This is a genomic window from Photobacterium sagamiensis (assembly GCF_050337085.1).
Classification (GTDB): domain Bacteria; phylum Pseudomonadota; class Gammaproteobacteria; order Enterobacterales; family Vibrionaceae; genus Photobacterium; species Photobacterium sagamiensis.
The window spans coordinates 1-17,197 of record NZ_JAKJSP010000002.1; the positions used below are offsets into that span (position 1 = coordinate 1).

The following is a 17,197-nucleotide window of genomic DNA, read 5'->3' on the forward strand; positions in this document are numbered from 1 at the left end:
ACCTGTGTAGACGAGTTTTCGCTCCTGGTTGAATACGTAGAAATGCGGTGTTCTCAGTGCTCCATAGGCCCTGGCTGTTTCCTGTGACTTGTCCCGCGCATACACCCACGGAAACTTATTTCCCTCCATCCGTTTCAGCATGTGCCCAAAATCATCGGTCGGGTGGGTCTTCTCGCTGTTGGCGTTGATGCCCACAAAAGCAACGCTCTTATCTTTGAACCTGTCAGCCGTAGCGCGGGTGACTTCATCTGAGCCGATGACGAAGGGGCAATGGTTGCAGGTAAAGAAGACGACGAGCAGCTTGGCTTCGGTAAAGTCAGCCTGGCTACAGACCATCCCATCGGTTGTCGGCAATTTGAAATCAGGAGCCCTATCACCAATTTGTAATGTAAACGCCATGGGTATTCTCCTTGCAATATTTGTCAAAGCTGATCATTTGAGTTTGTTCTCTTCAACTCGTTGACCGTGCATCCAATGATTCGCAGTCTGTACATGCGATTCGCGTACATACTTGGCTACCGACTTTCTGAATTCACCGTAAGCGAAAGAGTCAGCTAACCTAACTACATATCCTTCACTACCCTCCCAATCTTTTTTCGGATCATATAGGGCCTTGATGGTTTCTTCATCATAGATGCCATCGTACAAAACAGGTACGGATGGAATGTTGAATAACGCAAACCACTCAACCGTGTCATCCCATGATAGACACACGTTTTTCTCATTCCAGATCGAGAGTCCGTACAAGAAGCTCTCTAAGTTATGGTACTCGATAGAGTGTTTTGCAAACATGTTCTCACAGCACAATCGCCACTTATATGGAATGTCGTGAGCTATATTGCCCCAGATCGCCTTTGTTCGATTGCGACTCGGATGGTTCCTAGAATCAACAGATCGTGCGTGGTAATAATCAGAGTACAAGGACGTATTTTCACCATCCAGCTTTTCAGTTACAACGACTCTTTTGCCGATGAAGTTGTCCATCCACAACGACTTCCTGTCGTCAGAGTGCACACAATCTGACCACGGTAGGTGGAAGGTACGCGGATATTTCACGTAGTCAGTGAAGAGTTCAATCATCCCACTTTGACGGAGGATCTTCTGAACAGACTCATTGTGGAACAGTTCTCCCTTGGTACGCTGACCGTTAGGTAGAACGTGATTTCCCCATTTGTCATATTCGTGATCTGGATACATATGTTCGGGAACGACCACCTCAGTGATCCCACACGCAAGACGGACATCTTCAACAGTGATCTCCGTAGTCTCACACATAATATGATGTTTGCCGCAAACACTGGCACCGTTCTCGAGGTAGTACCCTCCGTCAGACCAGAGCCTACGATCTAAAATATGGTGTGCATCCTGAGCTGGCTGATCACAGAATACACAAGTATGTTTGTCGCGTGCAAAAACGGCTTCGCGAAAGTCATCGCGGGAAAGTAAAATAGCCATTGTAATACCTCCAAGGTATTCTCATGGAATACCCCTAGCAGTTTGCTAGTAACCGAACTCATTCTAAGATCATATTACATCGTACTCATCTTTGTGTTGTACGAAGTTCATTGCACCCAAAGCAGGACGATCCGGTGACTTAGGGCGTGTCGCCAATGTGGCAAAGAGCTCCAATGTTGGCTCCTGGATACTCCTGGATTGTTGTTGGCTTCGTGAGTAATGACAAAGCATGTTGAGCACCATTGGTAAGCAATGTGTCCTCAACTGTGCCTCCTTGCAATCCATGATGCTGCGCCACTTAACTCCTGCCTCTAGATGAATCTAGTGACCCGGATACTCGAAATATGATGAACGTGTAAAGGGAACTATCACACTTTGGGACAAGAATGAGTCAGCAATGATTTGCTGACTTGGTACTGGACAGAGATATATTGCTGCTTATTTTATAAGCTAGCTAATTGCGATTTTCTCTCCTTATTAACAACACAGAAATTGCCACGTCTTGTGCGACATTTTGAGCATCTTTCACAATCAACTGGCGCTCTGTTGCCTTCTTTCCAGCGCTTAATTAAATGCGGTTCAGACAACAAAGGTCTTGAGAGAGCAAAGTATTGAATATTGGTTTTATTCGCAATCTCTTCTATCGCATCAATATCCGTTAATCCGCCGACGGTAATAACGGGAACATTCACCTCTTCACTAATAACATGCCCATATTCATGGAAATAGCCTTCTTGTTGAATGGTATATCCATCAAAATACTCGCCAATCACGGTATTAGCCTTACCATGGATATTACCTGAGATGATGATTGCATCCACGCCAATCGCTTCTAATGTTTTACAAACAATGCGTGTTTCATCAAAGGTCAAGCCACCCTCAAAAAACTCAGATGCCGTCAATTTAACTAATATCGGATACTCATCACCGACAAGTTTTCTTATTTCAGCATAGATCTCTAATAACAATCTCATTCGATTATCTAGGCTGCCGCCATATTGATCTTCTCTTCGATTGTAATAAGGGCTTAAGAACTGATTGATTAAATAGGTATGTGCCGCGTGTATTTCGACCCCATCAAACCCTGATTCTTGCGCTCTTCGGCTTGCTTGAGCAAATGCCTGAACGATGTAATCTATTTCATCCTTGGTCATCGCTTTGCCTAATGTTTGTGTGCCTTTTTCGCACACTTCACTCGGCGCATAGATCACCCTTTCACTGACATTGTGAGTGGTTTTTGTGCCACCGTAGGCAAGTTGCATGACTATTTTAGAATCATTGCTGTGTACCAACTCGGTGAGCTTTTTGTATTCACCGATAAAGGAATCATTGTACATTCCCATCATGCCGGCATTTGGCTTCTCTTCTTCTACAATATTTGCATAGCCCGTTACAATTAGACCGACTTCCCCTTTAGCGAGTTCTTCGTAGATGCCGTATAGCTTATCCGTCATATGGCCCTCTTCTGTCGCCATATTTTCCCATGTAGCGCTTCGAATAAAGCGGTTTTTTAATGTCATGTTGCCAATACGGGTTTCTGCAAACAAAGTACTCAAGTTCAATCCTCTTAAAAATCGTTTTGTATTATTCATCAGCATTATAAAGGACAATCCTTAATCTGGATTAAGGTAGTGTCATATGCATCATGTAAAAATCAGTTTTAAAAGCGTGATTCCTGTTGCTCAATAGGGTTCTGGAAGACTCACACCGCCAGAGTGTCGTAGGGAAAAAATGTATAAGGAAAACCTACTGACACATTGTTGGGACATAACCGAGTTAGAGTTAATGGCCTAATGACGTCCTTTGTCATAAGCAAAAGTATCTCATACCAAGCAGTATTTACCTCAGTTATCAACTTTTTGATACACACTAAAACGCTGCTTCACGGGAAGAAGCGAGCATCAAGGCTGCTGGTTCTGGCAAAAAGGACATGTAACATTAGTGTGACTATAGTCAGTCTGGCTTGACACAACGTCCTTCTTTTTTTATCACTTCTCCCCCAAGCGCCTTACGTGCAACACTTATAAACGACTTCTCAATATAAACGTGAGATACATTTTCTCATGTCTGGTCTTGGATTTAAGTTATCGGTCAAAAGGCTTTAGATCCTTACTATACTGTCGCATCAGATACTTTTTCATAACTAAATCATTTTGGGATTGATCCCACTTGGCTAGGAAGTATCATCCAGTAAGGATTTAATCATGCTAAGTTACCTATCGGATTGGCATCACTACGTTTATGGCATACTCACCATTATGTTTTTTTTGGTGTACGTTCTCCATTTTCTCCCTGGCGGAAAGCTCGGACCGTTCAAGGCAATCCTCGAAACACAAACGGTCCTGATGCTTGTCCTGATCTTTGTTGCGGTGATAGCCGCACGCGTTGAGCAAACAGCTAAAATCGCTGAGAAACGTTGGGAAAAGGCCTCAGCCCTGATCAATAGGCAGGGATATCACGAGTTCAAACAGATCACCACTACCGAATCGATCTTTCGTGAATTGAGCGACGTCTTGTCCCGTACGGAGAAGGAGGTGTGGGCCACTGCGTTCCGTCCGGATACTCGGAAAGTACTTACTAGTTATTCTAGCGGAGCTGAACAGTGGTACGAGAATCTCAATCGGTGGACGGTTGCCAAATCGGGGCGGACATATTTGCGCCTAATCGGCTTGAACAATGATGAGACGCGTGAGTGGCTTCAGGAAGAGTGCACGAGTCATTCCAATATTAGCAATAAATTGTTCAAGGGAATCGAATGGGACCCCAGCATGCCAATTATCAATATGATTATTTTTGATGATGACGAGGTTTTTTTGATGTTCCGTTCGGATCCTGCCCTCATAGAGCAAACCATCCGCTATCGCATCAAAGGGCCGGAGATGGCCCATCTTGCGAAAGAGTGGTTTAAGGCCATGTGGGCGATAGCGAAAGACTGTAATGAGCTGTGACCAGCGAGATAAACAAGAGACTTATTAGAGGGTGAGTAGAATTTGAGAGACGTATGGAGTTGGAGAGATGACCTGGAAAACTGGTAACGTTGTGATGAAAAGAGGACGTCGTCAGAGCGTCCTCTCCGATGTATGAACTGGCAATATGGATACCTCCGGCTCCAAAAAATTCTGGCCTGACACCGTTAGAAGTTCATCAAATTCTCCAGCATGGCTTCCTGACTCCCAAACCAGAACCTAGCCTCGTCAGATCTGAACCCAACCTCCTCAGATAAAGTTCTTACTATAATTGAGCCATTTAAAGAAGCCCCGCCCCTTAGGCCTTTTTCAATAAAACCAATAGCTTCATCTGCAGAGAAAAAATGCTTGGGGGTATTCTCAAGGTGGATAGTACAACGTAAAAATTTCATTATGTTTCTTCCTATATATATAAAATTAAACCAATAATTAAGTTAACAAGTAATTACAGTGATTCCGGGATGGAATATTACTCTTTCCTGCTCTTATTTAAGCCTTGATCACATGCAGGACAAGTAATAAACATCAGTACCGTTAAATCATGAAGTGATTATTAATTGTTCAATCCAATATGTCTGTTCCCCAAAGAACAAAAGTACCATTTTCTAATCAATAATAATGAGCCATTACATTAGAACCTATATTTCGGTAATGACTTCAAAGCGTTGAAACAGTACCTTTCGATGAAAGTACCTATGCCCTTGTCATGCATTTCTGCTGATTTCGAAAAACAAATTGTTTTTCACGCTAATCATTTGAGACGTATCTTCTGTGTTGGGTTATTTCGCTCTATTTGCTGAGTGTCGCTGTAGGTATAGTCTAACTGGAACATTTCCTTGCAAAAGCAGCATTCAACGTCGATTTTGGCCTTGAATAAAGAGCCTCAAATTAACATTGCAGACACTTTACCCACGCTTTGGCGTCATGATCAACATGTATGATGAAATATGGATCATTGGTTTTCAACGTCTTTTCTCGGATCGTTAAACATCAGGTTGAGATTCTCAATTCTTGCCCCTAAAGCTTGAAGATCAGCAAGATAAATACACTCTCTCTGAATGATTATTTCACCTTTTTTTTCAAGACTTTTAAGTACTTCGTTGACTCTTGGCCGTGAAATACCAGTGATTAAACTAAGTTGATGTTGGGATATTTTAATGGTTGACATGCTGCCTTTGACCGATTTAACACGATTTGCAATATCTAATAATGCATAGACAGTTCGTATCTCTCGATCATAGAGTGATGAAATTTGAGCTTGCAACAGAATTTTTTGTATTTCCATGGCGCAATAATAAAGCCATTTATATACTTCATTGTTTGATTGAGCGAGTTTGAAAATTTTTTCCTTTGGAAAGGATACCAAAGACATACTTTCTATTTCTTCGACTGAAACAAATAATTTCATATCTTGTGCAATCGCAGAACCTCCGATCCAATCTCCTGGCCCAATCAACAAAGAGTTTACACCCTTTATTCCTTCAGAGCACAATCTGAAACTAGCGACGCCCTCTTGTACATAATACACAGCAGGTACAGAAGCCATCTGTCGTGTACAAATAAATTTGTCTACTCCATGTATAATGGATGATATTTCAACGAGTTGAGTTTTCAGTGAATGACTGATTTCACATGGCCATTGAATCTGATCGATTAGGACGTTCAAGCGAGAATCCTCAGATAGCTCCAACTCAAAATTACTATAGTTTATATTTTACGATTTCGGTGTATTATTTCTATAACATCAATAGTTCCAGCCAATACTGAAAAGTATGAATAAAGTCTAATACAGCCACACATATTGCCCCTATAATTCAAACATATGTTTAAAAGGATTTTAATATGTTTTTATACAAAGTCGTTATAGGTGTAAACAAACAGCTCAACAAATTAGTTACTATCCCTTTCCCGCAGTTGGAAACTGGGATAAACAGCGTTTCTAAGGCTGGCGCACTGCTATCGACAGCGGGTGCCCAAAAAGCCTTAATCGTGACAGATAAAATGTTGCACTCACTCGGGCTAACCAAATCACTGTGTGATTCATTAACCGCCAATAATATTGAGTTTGTTATCTTTGATCAGGTGACACCAGATCCGACCGTCGCGATTGTTGCAACGGGTGCTGACTTTTATAAAAAACACGGTTGTAATGCCATTGTCGCGATCGGAGGCGGCTCCCCCATCGATTGTGCCAAAATCATCGGGGCAAAAGTGGTCAAAGATCGTCCGGTCAGATCCCTCGCCGGAAAGCTAAAAATTCGTAAAAAACTCCCGACTTTTATGGCAATTCCAACAACGGCTGGTACTGGCTCAGAAGCAACTGTAGTTGCCGTTATTTCAGATCCGACGGCTCGAGAAAAATTCGCCATCATGGATCCGGTGTTACTTCCTGACTTCGCCATTATTGATCCCAAACTGATGACAGGCCTACCGAAAGGCATGACGGCTGCTACGGGAATGGATGCCTTAACGCACGCGGTTGAAGCCTATATTGGTACCTACAATAATTCACTCACCGATAACTATGCCAAGCAAGCAATAGCAATGATTTTTAAATACTTGCCAAGGGCCTATGAAGATGGACAAGATCTTGAGGCGCGCGAACAAATGTCTATCGCCTCATATGAGGCCGGTTGTGCGTTTACCCGTGCATTCGTTGGCTATGTCCATGCTATCGCACACCAACTCGGGGGGATGTACCACATTCCACATGGACTGGCGAACGCGGTTCTGCTCCCTAAGATATTGCATTTCTTGCAACCATATTGCGTGAAGCGCATGAATGAGCTGGCAGCAATTATCGGTCTAAGTGATGGTAAAGAGTTTATTGATGCTGTTATTAAGCTAAATCAACAGCTGAATATTCCAACCAACTTCCCTGAACTACAGGCCAGCGATATTCCGTTGATTGCCAAGCGTGCATTAAAAGAGGCCCATGGCACCTACCCGGTACCGGGCTACATGAACCAAAAACAATGTGAAAGTTTGTTGCAACAATTCCTTATTGAACAGTCGGAATCTGACAACGTCACGGCAGCCTAAAACAGCACTGCCATCAGCAGCTTTAGAATTTCACCTGCTGATGGCCTCTCGGTCGCTCCCCCCCCTCACTTAATTCAGCACCTGCTTGATCCCATCCACATAGGCTGAGTATTGTGATTACCTTGAACCATCAGTTTGTGTATGAGTCAGTACAAATCATGGTGCAGCTAAATCATAAGCCATACAAGAATGAGAAACAGATGGTGTTTTTGTTGACTATAATGATGCAAGTATCATTAACACTATTAATGCAGGTAATGATTGTATGACAGCAGAATTTGACTCGTTACTACCTGAACTTAAAGAGTTTTCAATACCAGATGTCCCGTTTAAGGTCGTTGACCCCACAGCGCTTCCCGAGCGTACCTGTGCTACTTTCAATGAGTTTATGACAAGCTCTTCAGTACCCGGCGCTTTTTGTGTGTACAGCCATGACTACTCGCGCTTTTGCAACCTTGTACGCAAAGGTGAGATTACCATACCCTAGCCCCTGGTAACTGATGAGAAAAGATATGTAAAGAGGTCGCATGGCGGCCTTTTTTATTGAAGGCAAAGACGCTGCATGTAAGCACAACGACTCTGTGCTCCGGAAGTTATGCAAATAGTGGGAAAGCGGTTAAAAATGATAACTGAATAAAAATGCCCTTTAGAGCCGTTGGCAGTGGTTATGGAGATTGATTTTTAATGAGTAAATATTAATTTGTGCGATATCTAGCACAATATTTAACGACGCTGACACGAAGTACAGCCTCGACAAGCAGAACGGGAGTGAGGATCTAAACGACTTCGCTGTACTTTGCAATACGCATTTTTAAGTGCGCGACGAGCTGAAAACCAATCATCTGGTTTTTCAAGTAGCAAGTACCCGTTAGAGCGTTTCACTAATTGTGTACGGTATTCATCGATAAAACGGCTATCAAAGTCAATTTCGAAATGATCTAACGCTTGCTCTATTGAAGTAAAACTAGCGATAGTTTGTTGAATATCGGTTTGGCTCATAATCTAAACTGATGAAGATGTTTCCACCAGTTTAGGAGAACATGGGTATTCAATCATTGATATAACACGTATTTAGCTCGATTTTTATCCTTTATCACCAACTCCACTCAAGCGAATTTTCTTCACATTTAAGTTCATTAGATGACGAAGTACATAGCGAAACATAACTTTTTTAATACCAGAAAGGTTGCTACCGTGGCTTGAGTAAAAATCTTCAGGTTGAGTGAATACACCGAAATCATCAGCAATACCGTCACTTTGTATATAAGTATCTTCTCCGTTCCACTCTATATCAGGAGTAGCCAAACATTTAGTCGCTATACCGAACCCAGAAAACGATTCATTTTGATTGGCAAAGCTGCTTTGAACTTGTTTTAGGTAATCTTTATCTATGATGTAACCTTCCAAGTTAACCCAACGCCCATCTTGATAAACTTCAACCCAACTATGGATAATACGCTCTGGTGCTAGCATAAATAAATAGTTGGGAATTGCCCCACGTTGTAATTCATTATAAATAGTAAAACCGTGGAATCGAGCAGATACACCTACGGCACGCAACAGAGCCATAAATAAGGTCCCTTTGGTATTACATTGTCCGTAGCCATCCTTTAAAACTTGGCTTGCAGATAGACAGTCACCCGCGTTATAACCAAAACGAATTTCATCACGTACATAATTGTAAATTGCACCAATGGCATCATATTGCGACAAGTTTTTCCATTTTCTTTGTTCAATCAAATTCTGTATTTGTGGATGATTGAAATCCAGCATTGAAGTGTCTAAAAGGTAATCTTTTGATAGCTCAGTCATGGGTAACCCCTTTTCAGTGAATATGTGAGGAGAATAGCCAATGCCCTAATACAAAACTTGAATAAACTGGCTAATCTTTTCGAAAAATAGCGTTAGCTTGCCGAATTGTCATACCGAAGGTCTTTCGAAAAGTACGGCTCAAATGTGCGCTATCGGAAAATCCTGCCAAATGAGCGGCATCTGTCGCTGAAGTACCATTTAATATCGCCTTTATTGCACATGTCATACGACACCAGAGCAAGTATGGTCGCCAAGGAACCCCTAACTCTTCGCTAAATAAGTGAAGAAAACGACTTTCCGATAAGGCAAGTTGTTGAGCCACGTCAGAAGCGCGCCAATTTTTAGGCTTGATACAATCGCCTTCTAGGCATTTATGTAATTCAAGCAACAATTTTTGAATTCGCTTGTCGGCAACCTTACTTTCATTAATAAGAGAGAATTGATTGGTAATCTCTAATTCATTGAATAATGGGGAAAGTAGTACTGTTAAGTCATCGACTTGATCAGAACTTTTGAAAGTTGATAAAGTTGCATTGAATGTCTTGAAAAACGCCGTGATCAATGTATGCAAAATATCTTGTTTTAGTCACATCACCGATTCTAAATGACACTCAATACTATGCAGCATGAGTAAATAGACAAATGAAAATACTCGTCGTCTTAAAGAGTTGCAGTCATAAAGGCGGTGTGAAGTCCATATCATCAACAAAGCCTTAGACCGGCGATGTGGTTTCTCTGACTGTGCCTGTTCAAGTACGGCTTTGCGCCACTTCAGGATCAAATTACCGTGTTTATCGACAGCCCTGTTAAAAAATTACTATACCCATTTCCACCTTCACATAGGCCTCATCAATTCACCAGAATGATGGCTTAAGGGTAATGCCTGCCGGATAAATTGAGTGTCATAGTGTTCGGAGTGATAACAGGAAAAAGTCATTACACACAATCATGAGCCAATTTGCGACAAAACCTAGTTTTGAGATTGAGATCATGAACTTCCACCAAATATGCACTAAAGTGAGTATGTGATTGCCAATTTCAGCATGGTCATAATCCGCCCCTGACAGAGGTCAAACGGGCAACCTAAAAGACAGTTTGTGACTATGAAAAGTATCCTGCATGTTTTTGATTAGGTCGATAAACCAACGGAGATTCTTGTGAATTAACTTAATATCTTAAACGATTGAGCAGGACATAAATTGTGATTTATAGGCTAAAGAAAGGATTAAAAACAATTCTAGAAAGAATAAATAACCAGTGAATAAGCTTGCTGTAGCCCAATAAACAACCTCATAGTAAGGACGTTTTATGATTGAACTGCTTGCATTTAGTACCGCTTTTGGTTTTGTGATCCTGATTGCTATGTTGGCACTAACACTAAAACGTGTAAGCCAACTATCCCCGTTGACCTCCAATAATGAGAACGACCAGCTAATCGAGTTGATTGAAAAGTCTCAACAGGAGGCAGCAAAAGGTCTAAGCGAACTCAGGAAAGAGTTTAGGGAAATTAACTTAGAAAACAGAACTGAAATCAACCAAATCCTTAAAGGCGTTCAAGACAGCCTAATCAAACTTCTTTCTGAAAGCTCCAACTCTCAGAAATCACAACTAGACTCCTTTTCCAAAGCCCTTAATGAACTATCAGAAAAACTAATCAACAACACCAACGAGTTTAGGGAGAGCATTACCAAGTCTCTTTACGATTCTGACCAGCTTTCCATCAAGAAACAGGATATGTTTATTGAAAAGACCAACAAGCATTTTTCTGAATTTAACAGCATGATAAAGACAGATTCCATAGAGAACCGCAAGGAGCAAAGTGAAGGCTTAAAGCACTTCAGCGATACCTTGCTCAAACGCATTTCCGAAAATGCAGATTCGCACAAAGCCCAATTGGATACATTTACCAAATCACTGGCTGAAATGTCAGAAAAGCTGATCAACAACTCTAACGAATTTAAAGTGAGTATAACCAAGTCTCTCCACGACTCAGACCAACTTTCCATCAAGAAACAGGATGAGTTTATTGAAAAAACCAGCAAGCATTTTGCTGGATTTAGTAACTTGATACAGGCAGGTTCCAAAGATAACCGTACGGAACAAAGTGAAAGCTTGAAACAATTCAGCGATACCATGCTCAAACGCATTTCCGAAAATGCAAATTCGCACAAAGCTCAATTAGATATATTTACCAAGTCACTAGCTGAATTGTCAGAAAAGCTAATTACCAGCAATAACGACTTCAGTGAAAAGATGGCTCAAGCCTTTAATGCCTCCGATGAGCAATCCATTCAGAAACAGGAGGCATTTATTACCAAAACCAACAGGCACTTTGCCGACTTTAATGAAGCGATCAAATCGGAAGCCAAGGACAATCGACAGGAATTGACTAATGGTCTGAAGACTTTTGGTAATACTTTCGATACTCGGGGAAAAGAGCTGCGCGAGCAATTACAGGTCAGCTTTACCGATCTAAACAAGCAGCAGACGGAAATCAACCGGCTATCCAATGAAGCAACCAATCAAATTAGACAAACTGTTGAGAAGCAACTTAAGACCCTAAAGGATGACAATACCGCGCAACTGGGTGAAATGCGCAAGACCGTAGATGAGAAGCTTCAAAGTACGTTGGAGAAGCGACTGGGTGAATCCTTCAAGCAGGTTAGTGAACGCTTGGAAATGGTACACAAGGGCTTGGGAGAAATGCAAAACCTAGCCTCGGGGGTGGGTGATCTCCAAAAGGTACTCTCCAATGTCAAGACCCGTGGCACTCTGGGTGAATACCAGTTAGGAAATATCCTGGAACAACTGCTGACCACCTCTCAATACGCAGTTAATGTGGCGACGAAGAAAGGTAGCCAGGCTCATGTTGAGTACGCCATCAAATTGCCAGGTAAGGAAGAGCATGAAGAAGTCTGGATTCCGATTGACTCGAAGTTCCCTCTTGAGGACTACAATCGCTTGATCGATGCTTACGAGGAGGGTGACCCTAAAGAAATCAGTAATATCCAAAAGAAGCTCATGCGTACAATTGAGCTTTTTGCCAAGGATATCAGTACCAAATATATCGATCCGCCTCACACTACCGATTTCGGCATTATGTTTTTACCTGTAGAAGGACTATTTGGTGAGGTGGCCAGACACCCTGCTCTGATAGAAAAGTTACAACGCACTTACCGTATCGCCATTACGGGGCCAACCACATTGTCGGCCTTCCTCAATAGCCTCCAAATGGGCTATCGAACGTTGGCCATTCAGAAGCGCAGCAGTGAAGTATGGCAGGTGTTATCAGCGGTGAAGACTGAGTTCGAGAAGTTTTCTGATCAGCTAACCAAAGTCCACAAACAGATGGATATTGCCACAAACTCGATTGCGACCCTAAAAAGCACCAGGACAAACGCTATGCTGCGAAAATTGGCATCGGTCGAAGTGATGGAGCCTCTGGATGCTGAGAAAGTGTTGGAACTGCCTATTGGCACAGCCCAGATTGAAGAAGAATCCATCAGCTAAATCATGTGTGGGAATTCAGGCCCGATCTGACAGTTACCGACTAATCCGGATGTGACTGTCAGATCTAAATATGAATTGGCTCTACAGAAAGATCACAATGTTTTCCGCTACCGTCCTCCCCTTCACAAACAGCTAGGTGTTTACACCTTCTGAAYCGCCCCGGGTTTCATAGACAACCTGCGGTTTAAACCCTCCAAATATCCAGATCAGCTAGCTCCTAGCTGTTTTGCAATTGTCTCCATTCTTGTTCTAAACGTATTCACGAAAGCGTTCAGATTAGTCGCGAAGAACTGTTTGATTAGGATCCTTTTTTCTAGATTTCTTACATCATTTATTGGCAGGCTGACTCCAACTGTTCGAAAACCTCTTGATATAGTCCATTCGGTTCCTTCTGGAAGCTCAGAGAGTATTTGCTCCTTCTCTTTTTCCAAAATTTCATATGCCATTTCTCCAAAATCATTATTGGCAAGTCTGAAATAAATACCAACGTTCCTCTTGCTGCCTTCGAAGTAGACGTTGATCCATGCACTGGAGCGATTAGGAGGCAAATCGAACCATAAACTCTGGGCCTTTGGGGGTGAAGGTGTTCGTTGTGTTACATCATCGAGTTTTAGATCGTTGAGAAATTCCGTCCAAAACTCCCGATAGAAACTATCTTCAACGACTTCTTGATCGCTTAGTTCATCAGAGGCTTGTATTCGGATTTCAGGACTGGCCAGCTCAATCACAGTCCTATTGATGATAACGGTCTTAGCCAATACTCGCGGTTGAACAAGGACATTACGCTGTGGTGTCTCATAGACACCAACTTCGATAAGACCAAAACTGAATTGAAGATGGCCAACGTCATCTAGAAACTGAGCAATTGCCCCCGCGCCCTCTCTAATACCATCACCAACAATGAGCAGCATGAACTGTCCGTTTCTGAGACTGCGAGAAACGCCATCCACGAACTCGGACTCGTCAGTCTCAGGGTACAGTGTTTTGACCAAGTTATATAAGGCGTTACCGGTTTCTAACCGCCTCCTCGACACCTGCTTCTGAAGCTCCTCGTAGTCCCACCGATTCAGTTCCTTTGCATAATCTAAGATTTGACTAATCACTTTCCTGCGTGCTTCTGGATTCCGCCACAGCTTGGCTTCTAATATTACCAACTTCCCTTCTGGAGTGGCATAGAGTACGTCAAGAGGCCCTGCGGGTGTGTTTAGCTCAGTGCAGATAGGAACGAGCCTATGATAAGCAGAGTCAATTTCACGAGCTGGAATACTATCAGGATTCAAGAAGAGGAGGTTTTGCAGCCACTCTTCATTGTAGCTAAAGCCCACATCCTTGCCAGAAAATGATACTCTTTTTAAAGCTCTCGCCTCACCATCGTTGCTAACAATGAAAGGTGCTGAAAACTGACCATGACCCATAAACAAACTCCCTTTGTTTAATTATCTGCTGTTGTTATCCTTCATTAGAATTATCAAAAGGCTCATGCTTGGAATCATCTGAAATACGGTTTTTAGACTTACGGCCACGCATGCACTTATAAGTAGCGCTTTCCACCATAGGCTTATCAACAATGGCCCATTATCTGTTAGCAATGCCAGCTCTAGCAGAGAACTTCTCCCACTATTCATCAATACGGAATTTGTACTCCTTGTTGACAGTGAAGAGTGATGCCCGATCGCTTATAAATACCTTTGAATAACAAAAGTATAGAAAAAAGAATGCCATTTACCATCTTAAGTAAATAGTTTTACGAAATTTTCAGCTCAGTGGCAGATTGGATGGAAGCAGGACTACTTACCGAGGTAGAATTACAGGAGTTCCGACAACCAAGCATAGAGGCCAAAGTACATGGCTTATTCATGTACTTGCTTGCGACAGATATCACATGCCAAGTCGATATAGACTAAACACTATAACGATAAATGGGGAAAGAGAGACACAATCTCTCAGTGGGTGGGAAAGAAGGTTTTGTCGCAAAGTTATGAATAAGCAGAAGTGTATTGATTTTCAGATACAATTAGGCTGCCAGCGCGTAAAATTCATCCCAAACAGATAAGCCTTCAGGGTTGTCGAGCTGTCCGTTTTTAATCATCGTCCACAGTTCTACGCCAGCGAGTGTGGCCTTTGCTCCTTCGTCTGATTTCCATCCTAAACATTGGTGCATTTTACCTTTCACTCTGCGGTGGCTTTGCTCGACCAGGTTGTTCAAATACTTAACTTGAAGCACTTCAATAAGGTTGAGCATCCTCCCCATCAACCAGAGTTGGACGTTGATATTATGTAGCGCTAACGCATTCGCTCCACTCTTATCGATCACTACCTTTTCAGGTAAGCCGTTATGGCCTATTGCTTTATTGAAGAAGGCGCGAGCTGCTTTCTCGTCTCGGTGATCGCACAGTAAAAAATCAATGACATTGCCGTACTTATCAACGGCCCGGTAATAATACTTCCATTGACCTTTGACGTTAATGTATGTCTCGTCCATCCGCCACGAAGGGGCGACAGGCTTCTTTCTTCGACGAGCCTGATGCTCCAATAAAGGGGCGTATTTGATGACCCACCGATTGATGGTTGAGTGATCAACATGGATACCACGTTCAACCATGACCTCTTCGATTTCACGATAACTCAGTTTATAAGCAAGGTAATAGCGAACAGTCAGGAGAATGATTTCTGAAGGGAAGTGCCGGGCTGAAAAATGGATGGTCATGCGATTACATTGAGTGGAAAGCTTCGTTGATCATAACTCATAGAGTGACTTTGCGACATATATGAACCATCCCTATTTGCACGTTAATTTTTAGTGATGTTGGTATAGATCTAAGTTGCAGTCATATATTCGGCATCTAAGTTAAACTTGTGCCCTGATGTAAATCCGCACTCTTCTACCTCATCAAAACCATGGCCTCTAAGGGCCGCGTCGCAAAACAGGTTTTAGAAGAGCAGGTATGACCTATTTTTCATCATCTAAAATTAACTCACGCAAACTTGTTGAAATGCTTACTGTTAAGTTGATGTTAAGCTACTCAATATTGTGTATTAGGCAGCCACCTTTTGATTGTTGAAATCAAACTCATTTCCTGTACTCAGAATTGACCATATGATCCTGGCATTCTTATTCGCCAATGCAACAGCGGCTTTATTAAAGCTAAGCGTACATTTCTTCTCTGTTAACCAGCGGCCATATTCGTTGTCCAGGTTTTTACACTTCGACAAGGCTGCTCTGGCACCGTGAATAAGTAATGTTCGCAAGTATCTATCTCCTCGCTTGCTAATACCCAACAGAATCTGCTTGTCTCCGCTAGAATGCTGTCTTGGTACCAGGCCTAGCCATGCGGACATGTGCCTGCCATTCTTAAATACTGCTGGATTTGGAACCGCAGAGATCATTGCTGTTGCTGTTAATTCACCAACACCGGGTATTTTCATAATTCGGCGACAGTCTTCATTTTGCCTACAGATCTGTTGTACTTTTTTTCCTAAATTTTTCAACTTACCTTCAATTTCGACTAGCTCGTTGTAGAGGTCATTCATAAACTCACGAGATGCTACAGTCAGCTCATTATTTTCATTGGAAATAATGGAACATAATTCGRTTTTTACCTTTGATGCCCCTGTTGGAATAGTAATCCCGTACTCCAAATTGAGCCCTCTTATTTCGTTAATCAATGCCGTTCTRTTTTTAACTAACCGGCTTCTAATTCGATGTAGAGACTGTATATCTTGTTGTTCAACTTGCTTGATTGGTACGAAATTCATTGATGGCCTACTGGCTGCCTCTGTTATGGCCTCAGCATCGTTAGCATCATTTTTGTTTGTTTTAACAAACGGTTTTACAAACTGAGGGCTAATGAGTTTAACTATATGACCATACCGTTGGAAAACCCTGGCCCAATAATTGGCTCCTCCACAAGATTCCATGACGATCGTACATGGTGGTAAGTTGGCGATATATTCAGCCAACTCACCTCTTGATAGTCGTTTTTTTTAAAACGGTTTTGCCATTAGAATCAACACCATGCAGTTGAAAAACATTCTTTGCAATATCAATACCAAGTAAGTTAATGATCATCACTCTATCTCCCACTCATCAATGACTGATTTGATTTTCACCATAATCATAGCCTCGCGGTAGATTATGGAGTGGGATGGTTCATTACATTAAAACCATAATTGATGGTATATACCCAATCAACTTGAAGATGCAGACTTGAGTACCTGAAAGTTATCATTAAGTCGAGACGTCAATGAGCCTGCGATCTCTGGAAGAGTGACAGTAAAAAATTGGTCTATAGCTTCCTTGAAGTCACGTTTACTTTTGAAGTAAACGTTATTCCTCGACTTTTCGTTCATCACTTTCCAAAGTCGTTCTATCGGATTAAGGTTCGGACTGTAAGGCGGAAGATAATGAAGCT

15 protein-coding genes and 2 pseudogenes are annotated in these 17,197 nt (G+C 42.1%); 4 read left to right on the forward strand and 13 right to left on the reverse strand.

Annotation, left to right across the window (positions count from 1 at the left end):
* The 3 genes from L4D76_RS00220 to L4D76_RS00230 form a co-directional block, all read right to left on the reverse strand.
* Positions 1–399, reverse strand: a 399-nt coding sequence (locus L4D76_RS00220) for a redoxin family protein (RefSeq protein WP_428438935.1), incomplete at its 3' end; no start/stop codon positions are given.
* Positions 400–432: 33 nt separating this feature from the next.
* On the reverse strand, positions 433–1,455 hold the full coding sequence (locus L4D76_RS00225) for an RNA ligase family protein (protein ID WP_428438936.1): 1,023 nt from the start codon (positions 1,453–1,455) through the stop codon (positions 433–435).
* A 443-nt stretch (positions 1,456–1,898) separates the two neighbouring features.
* Positions 1,899–3,011 carry an NADH:flavin oxidoreductase gene (locus L4D76_RS00230; protein ID WP_428438949.1) on the reverse strand — a complete coding sequence of 371 codons (1,113 nt, stop codon included), beginning with the start codon at positions 3,009–3,011 and terminating at the stop codon, positions 1,899–1,901.
* A 648-nt stretch (positions 3,012–3,659) separates the two neighbouring features.
* Between L4D76_RS00230 and L4D76_RS00235 the strand changes: the two genes are divergently transcribed.
* A complete protein-coding gene (locus L4D76_RS00235) occupies positions 3,660–4,403 on the forward strand; it encodes a hypothetical protein (RefSeq protein ID WP_428438937.1) in 744 nt (247 codons plus the stop codon).
* Between the two features lie 185 nt (positions 4,404–4,588).
* On the opposite strand, the gene L4D76_RS00240 is transcribed toward L4D76_RS00235, so the two are convergent.
* The 3 genes and pseudogenes from L4D76_RS00240 to L4D76_RS00250 form a co-directional block, all read right to left on the reverse strand.
* Positions 4,589–4,813: a hypothetical protein gene (locus L4D76_RS00240; RefSeq protein ID WP_428438938.1), complete on the reverse strand. Its 225-nt coding sequence runs from the start codon at positions 4,811–4,813 to the stop codon at positions 4,589–4,591.
* A 239-nt stretch (positions 4,814–5,052) separates the two neighbouring features.
* Positions 5,053–5,223 (reverse strand): annotated as a pseudogene (locus L4D76_RS00245) (IS1 family transposase); the annotation flags it as partial.
* 150 nt (positions 5,224–5,373) lie between these two features.
* Positions 5,374–6,087 (reverse strand): Crp/Fnr family transcriptional regulator, encoded by a 714-nt coding sequence (locus L4D76_RS00250; protein ID WP_428438939.1) that lies wholly within the window; start codon positions 6,085–6,087, stop codon positions 5,374–5,376.
* Between the two features lie 176 nt (positions 6,088–6,263).
* Between L4D76_RS00250 and L4D76_RS00255 the strand changes: the two genes are divergently transcribed.
* Together L4D76_RS00255 and L4D76_RS00260 are read left to right on the forward strand one after the other, a co-directional pair.
* A complete protein-coding gene (locus L4D76_RS00255) occupies positions 6,264–7,463 on the forward strand; it encodes an iron-containing alcohol dehydrogenase (protein WP_428438940.1) in 1,200 nt (399 codons plus the stop codon).
* Between the two features lie 265 nt (positions 7,464–7,728).
* Positions 7,729–7,950, forward strand: coding sequence for a hypothetical protein (locus tag L4D76_RS00260; protein ID WP_428438941.1), 222 nt, complete (start codon positions 7,729–7,731; stop codon positions 7,948–7,950).
* 236 nt (positions 7,951–8,186) lie between these two features.
* Here the strand turns inward: L4D76_RS00260 and L4D76_RS00265 are convergent, their stop codons facing one another.
* The 3 genes from L4D76_RS00265 to L4D76_RS00275 form a co-directional block, all read right to left on the reverse strand.
* Positions 8,187–8,462, reverse strand: coding sequence for a nitrogen fixation protein NifW (locus L4D76_RS00265; RefSeq protein WP_428438942.1), 276 nt, complete (start codon positions 8,460–8,462; stop codon positions 8,187–8,189).
* Positions 8,463–8,546: 84 nt separating this feature from the next.
* Entirely contained in the window at positions 8,547–9,275 is a 729-nt protein-coding gene (locus L4D76_RS00270; protein ID WP_428438943.1) for a transglutaminase-like domain-containing protein, read from the reverse strand.
* Between the two features lie 70 nt (positions 9,276–9,345).
* Positions 9,346–9,846, reverse strand: a complete 501-nt coding sequence (locus tag L4D76_RS00275; RefSeq protein ID WP_428438944.1) for a helix-turn-helix transcriptional regulator — start codon at positions 9,844–9,846, stop codon at positions 9,346–9,348.
* A 737-nt stretch (positions 9,847–10,583) separates the two neighbouring features.
* Between L4D76_RS00275 and L4D76_RS00280 the strand changes: the two genes are divergently transcribed.
* A complete protein-coding gene (locus L4D76_RS00280; RefSeq protein WP_428438945.1) occupies positions 10,584–12,785 on the forward strand; it encodes a DNA recombination protein RmuC in 2,202 nt (733 codons plus the stop codon).
* Between the two features lie 206 nt (positions 12,786–12,991).
* On the opposite strand, the gene L4D76_RS00285 is transcribed toward L4D76_RS00280, so the two are convergent.
* The 4 genes and pseudogenes from L4D76_RS00285 to L4D76_RS00300 form a co-directional block, all read right to left on the reverse strand.
* The gene (locus tag L4D76_RS00285; protein WP_428438946.1) at positions 12,992–14,200 is read right to left on the reverse strand and encodes a DUF4268 domain-containing protein; all 1,209 of its coding nucleotides are present in this window, start codon (positions 14,198–14,200) and stop codon (positions 12,992–12,994) included.
* Positions 14,201–14,799: 599 nt separating this feature from the next.
* On the reverse strand, positions 14,800–15,492 hold the full coding sequence (locus L4D76_RS00290; RefSeq protein WP_428438947.1) for an IS6 family transposase: 693 nt from the start codon (positions 15,490–15,492) through the stop codon (positions 14,800–14,802).
* Between the two features lie 329 nt (positions 15,493–15,821).
* Positions 15,822–16,854 (reverse strand): annotated as a pseudogene (locus L4D76_RS00295) (IS110 family RNA-guided transposase).
* 119 nt (positions 16,855–16,973) lie between these two features.
* Positions 16,974–17,197, reverse strand: a 224-nt coding sequence (locus L4D76_RS00300) for a transposase (protein WP_428438948.1), incomplete at its 5' end; no start/stop codon positions are given.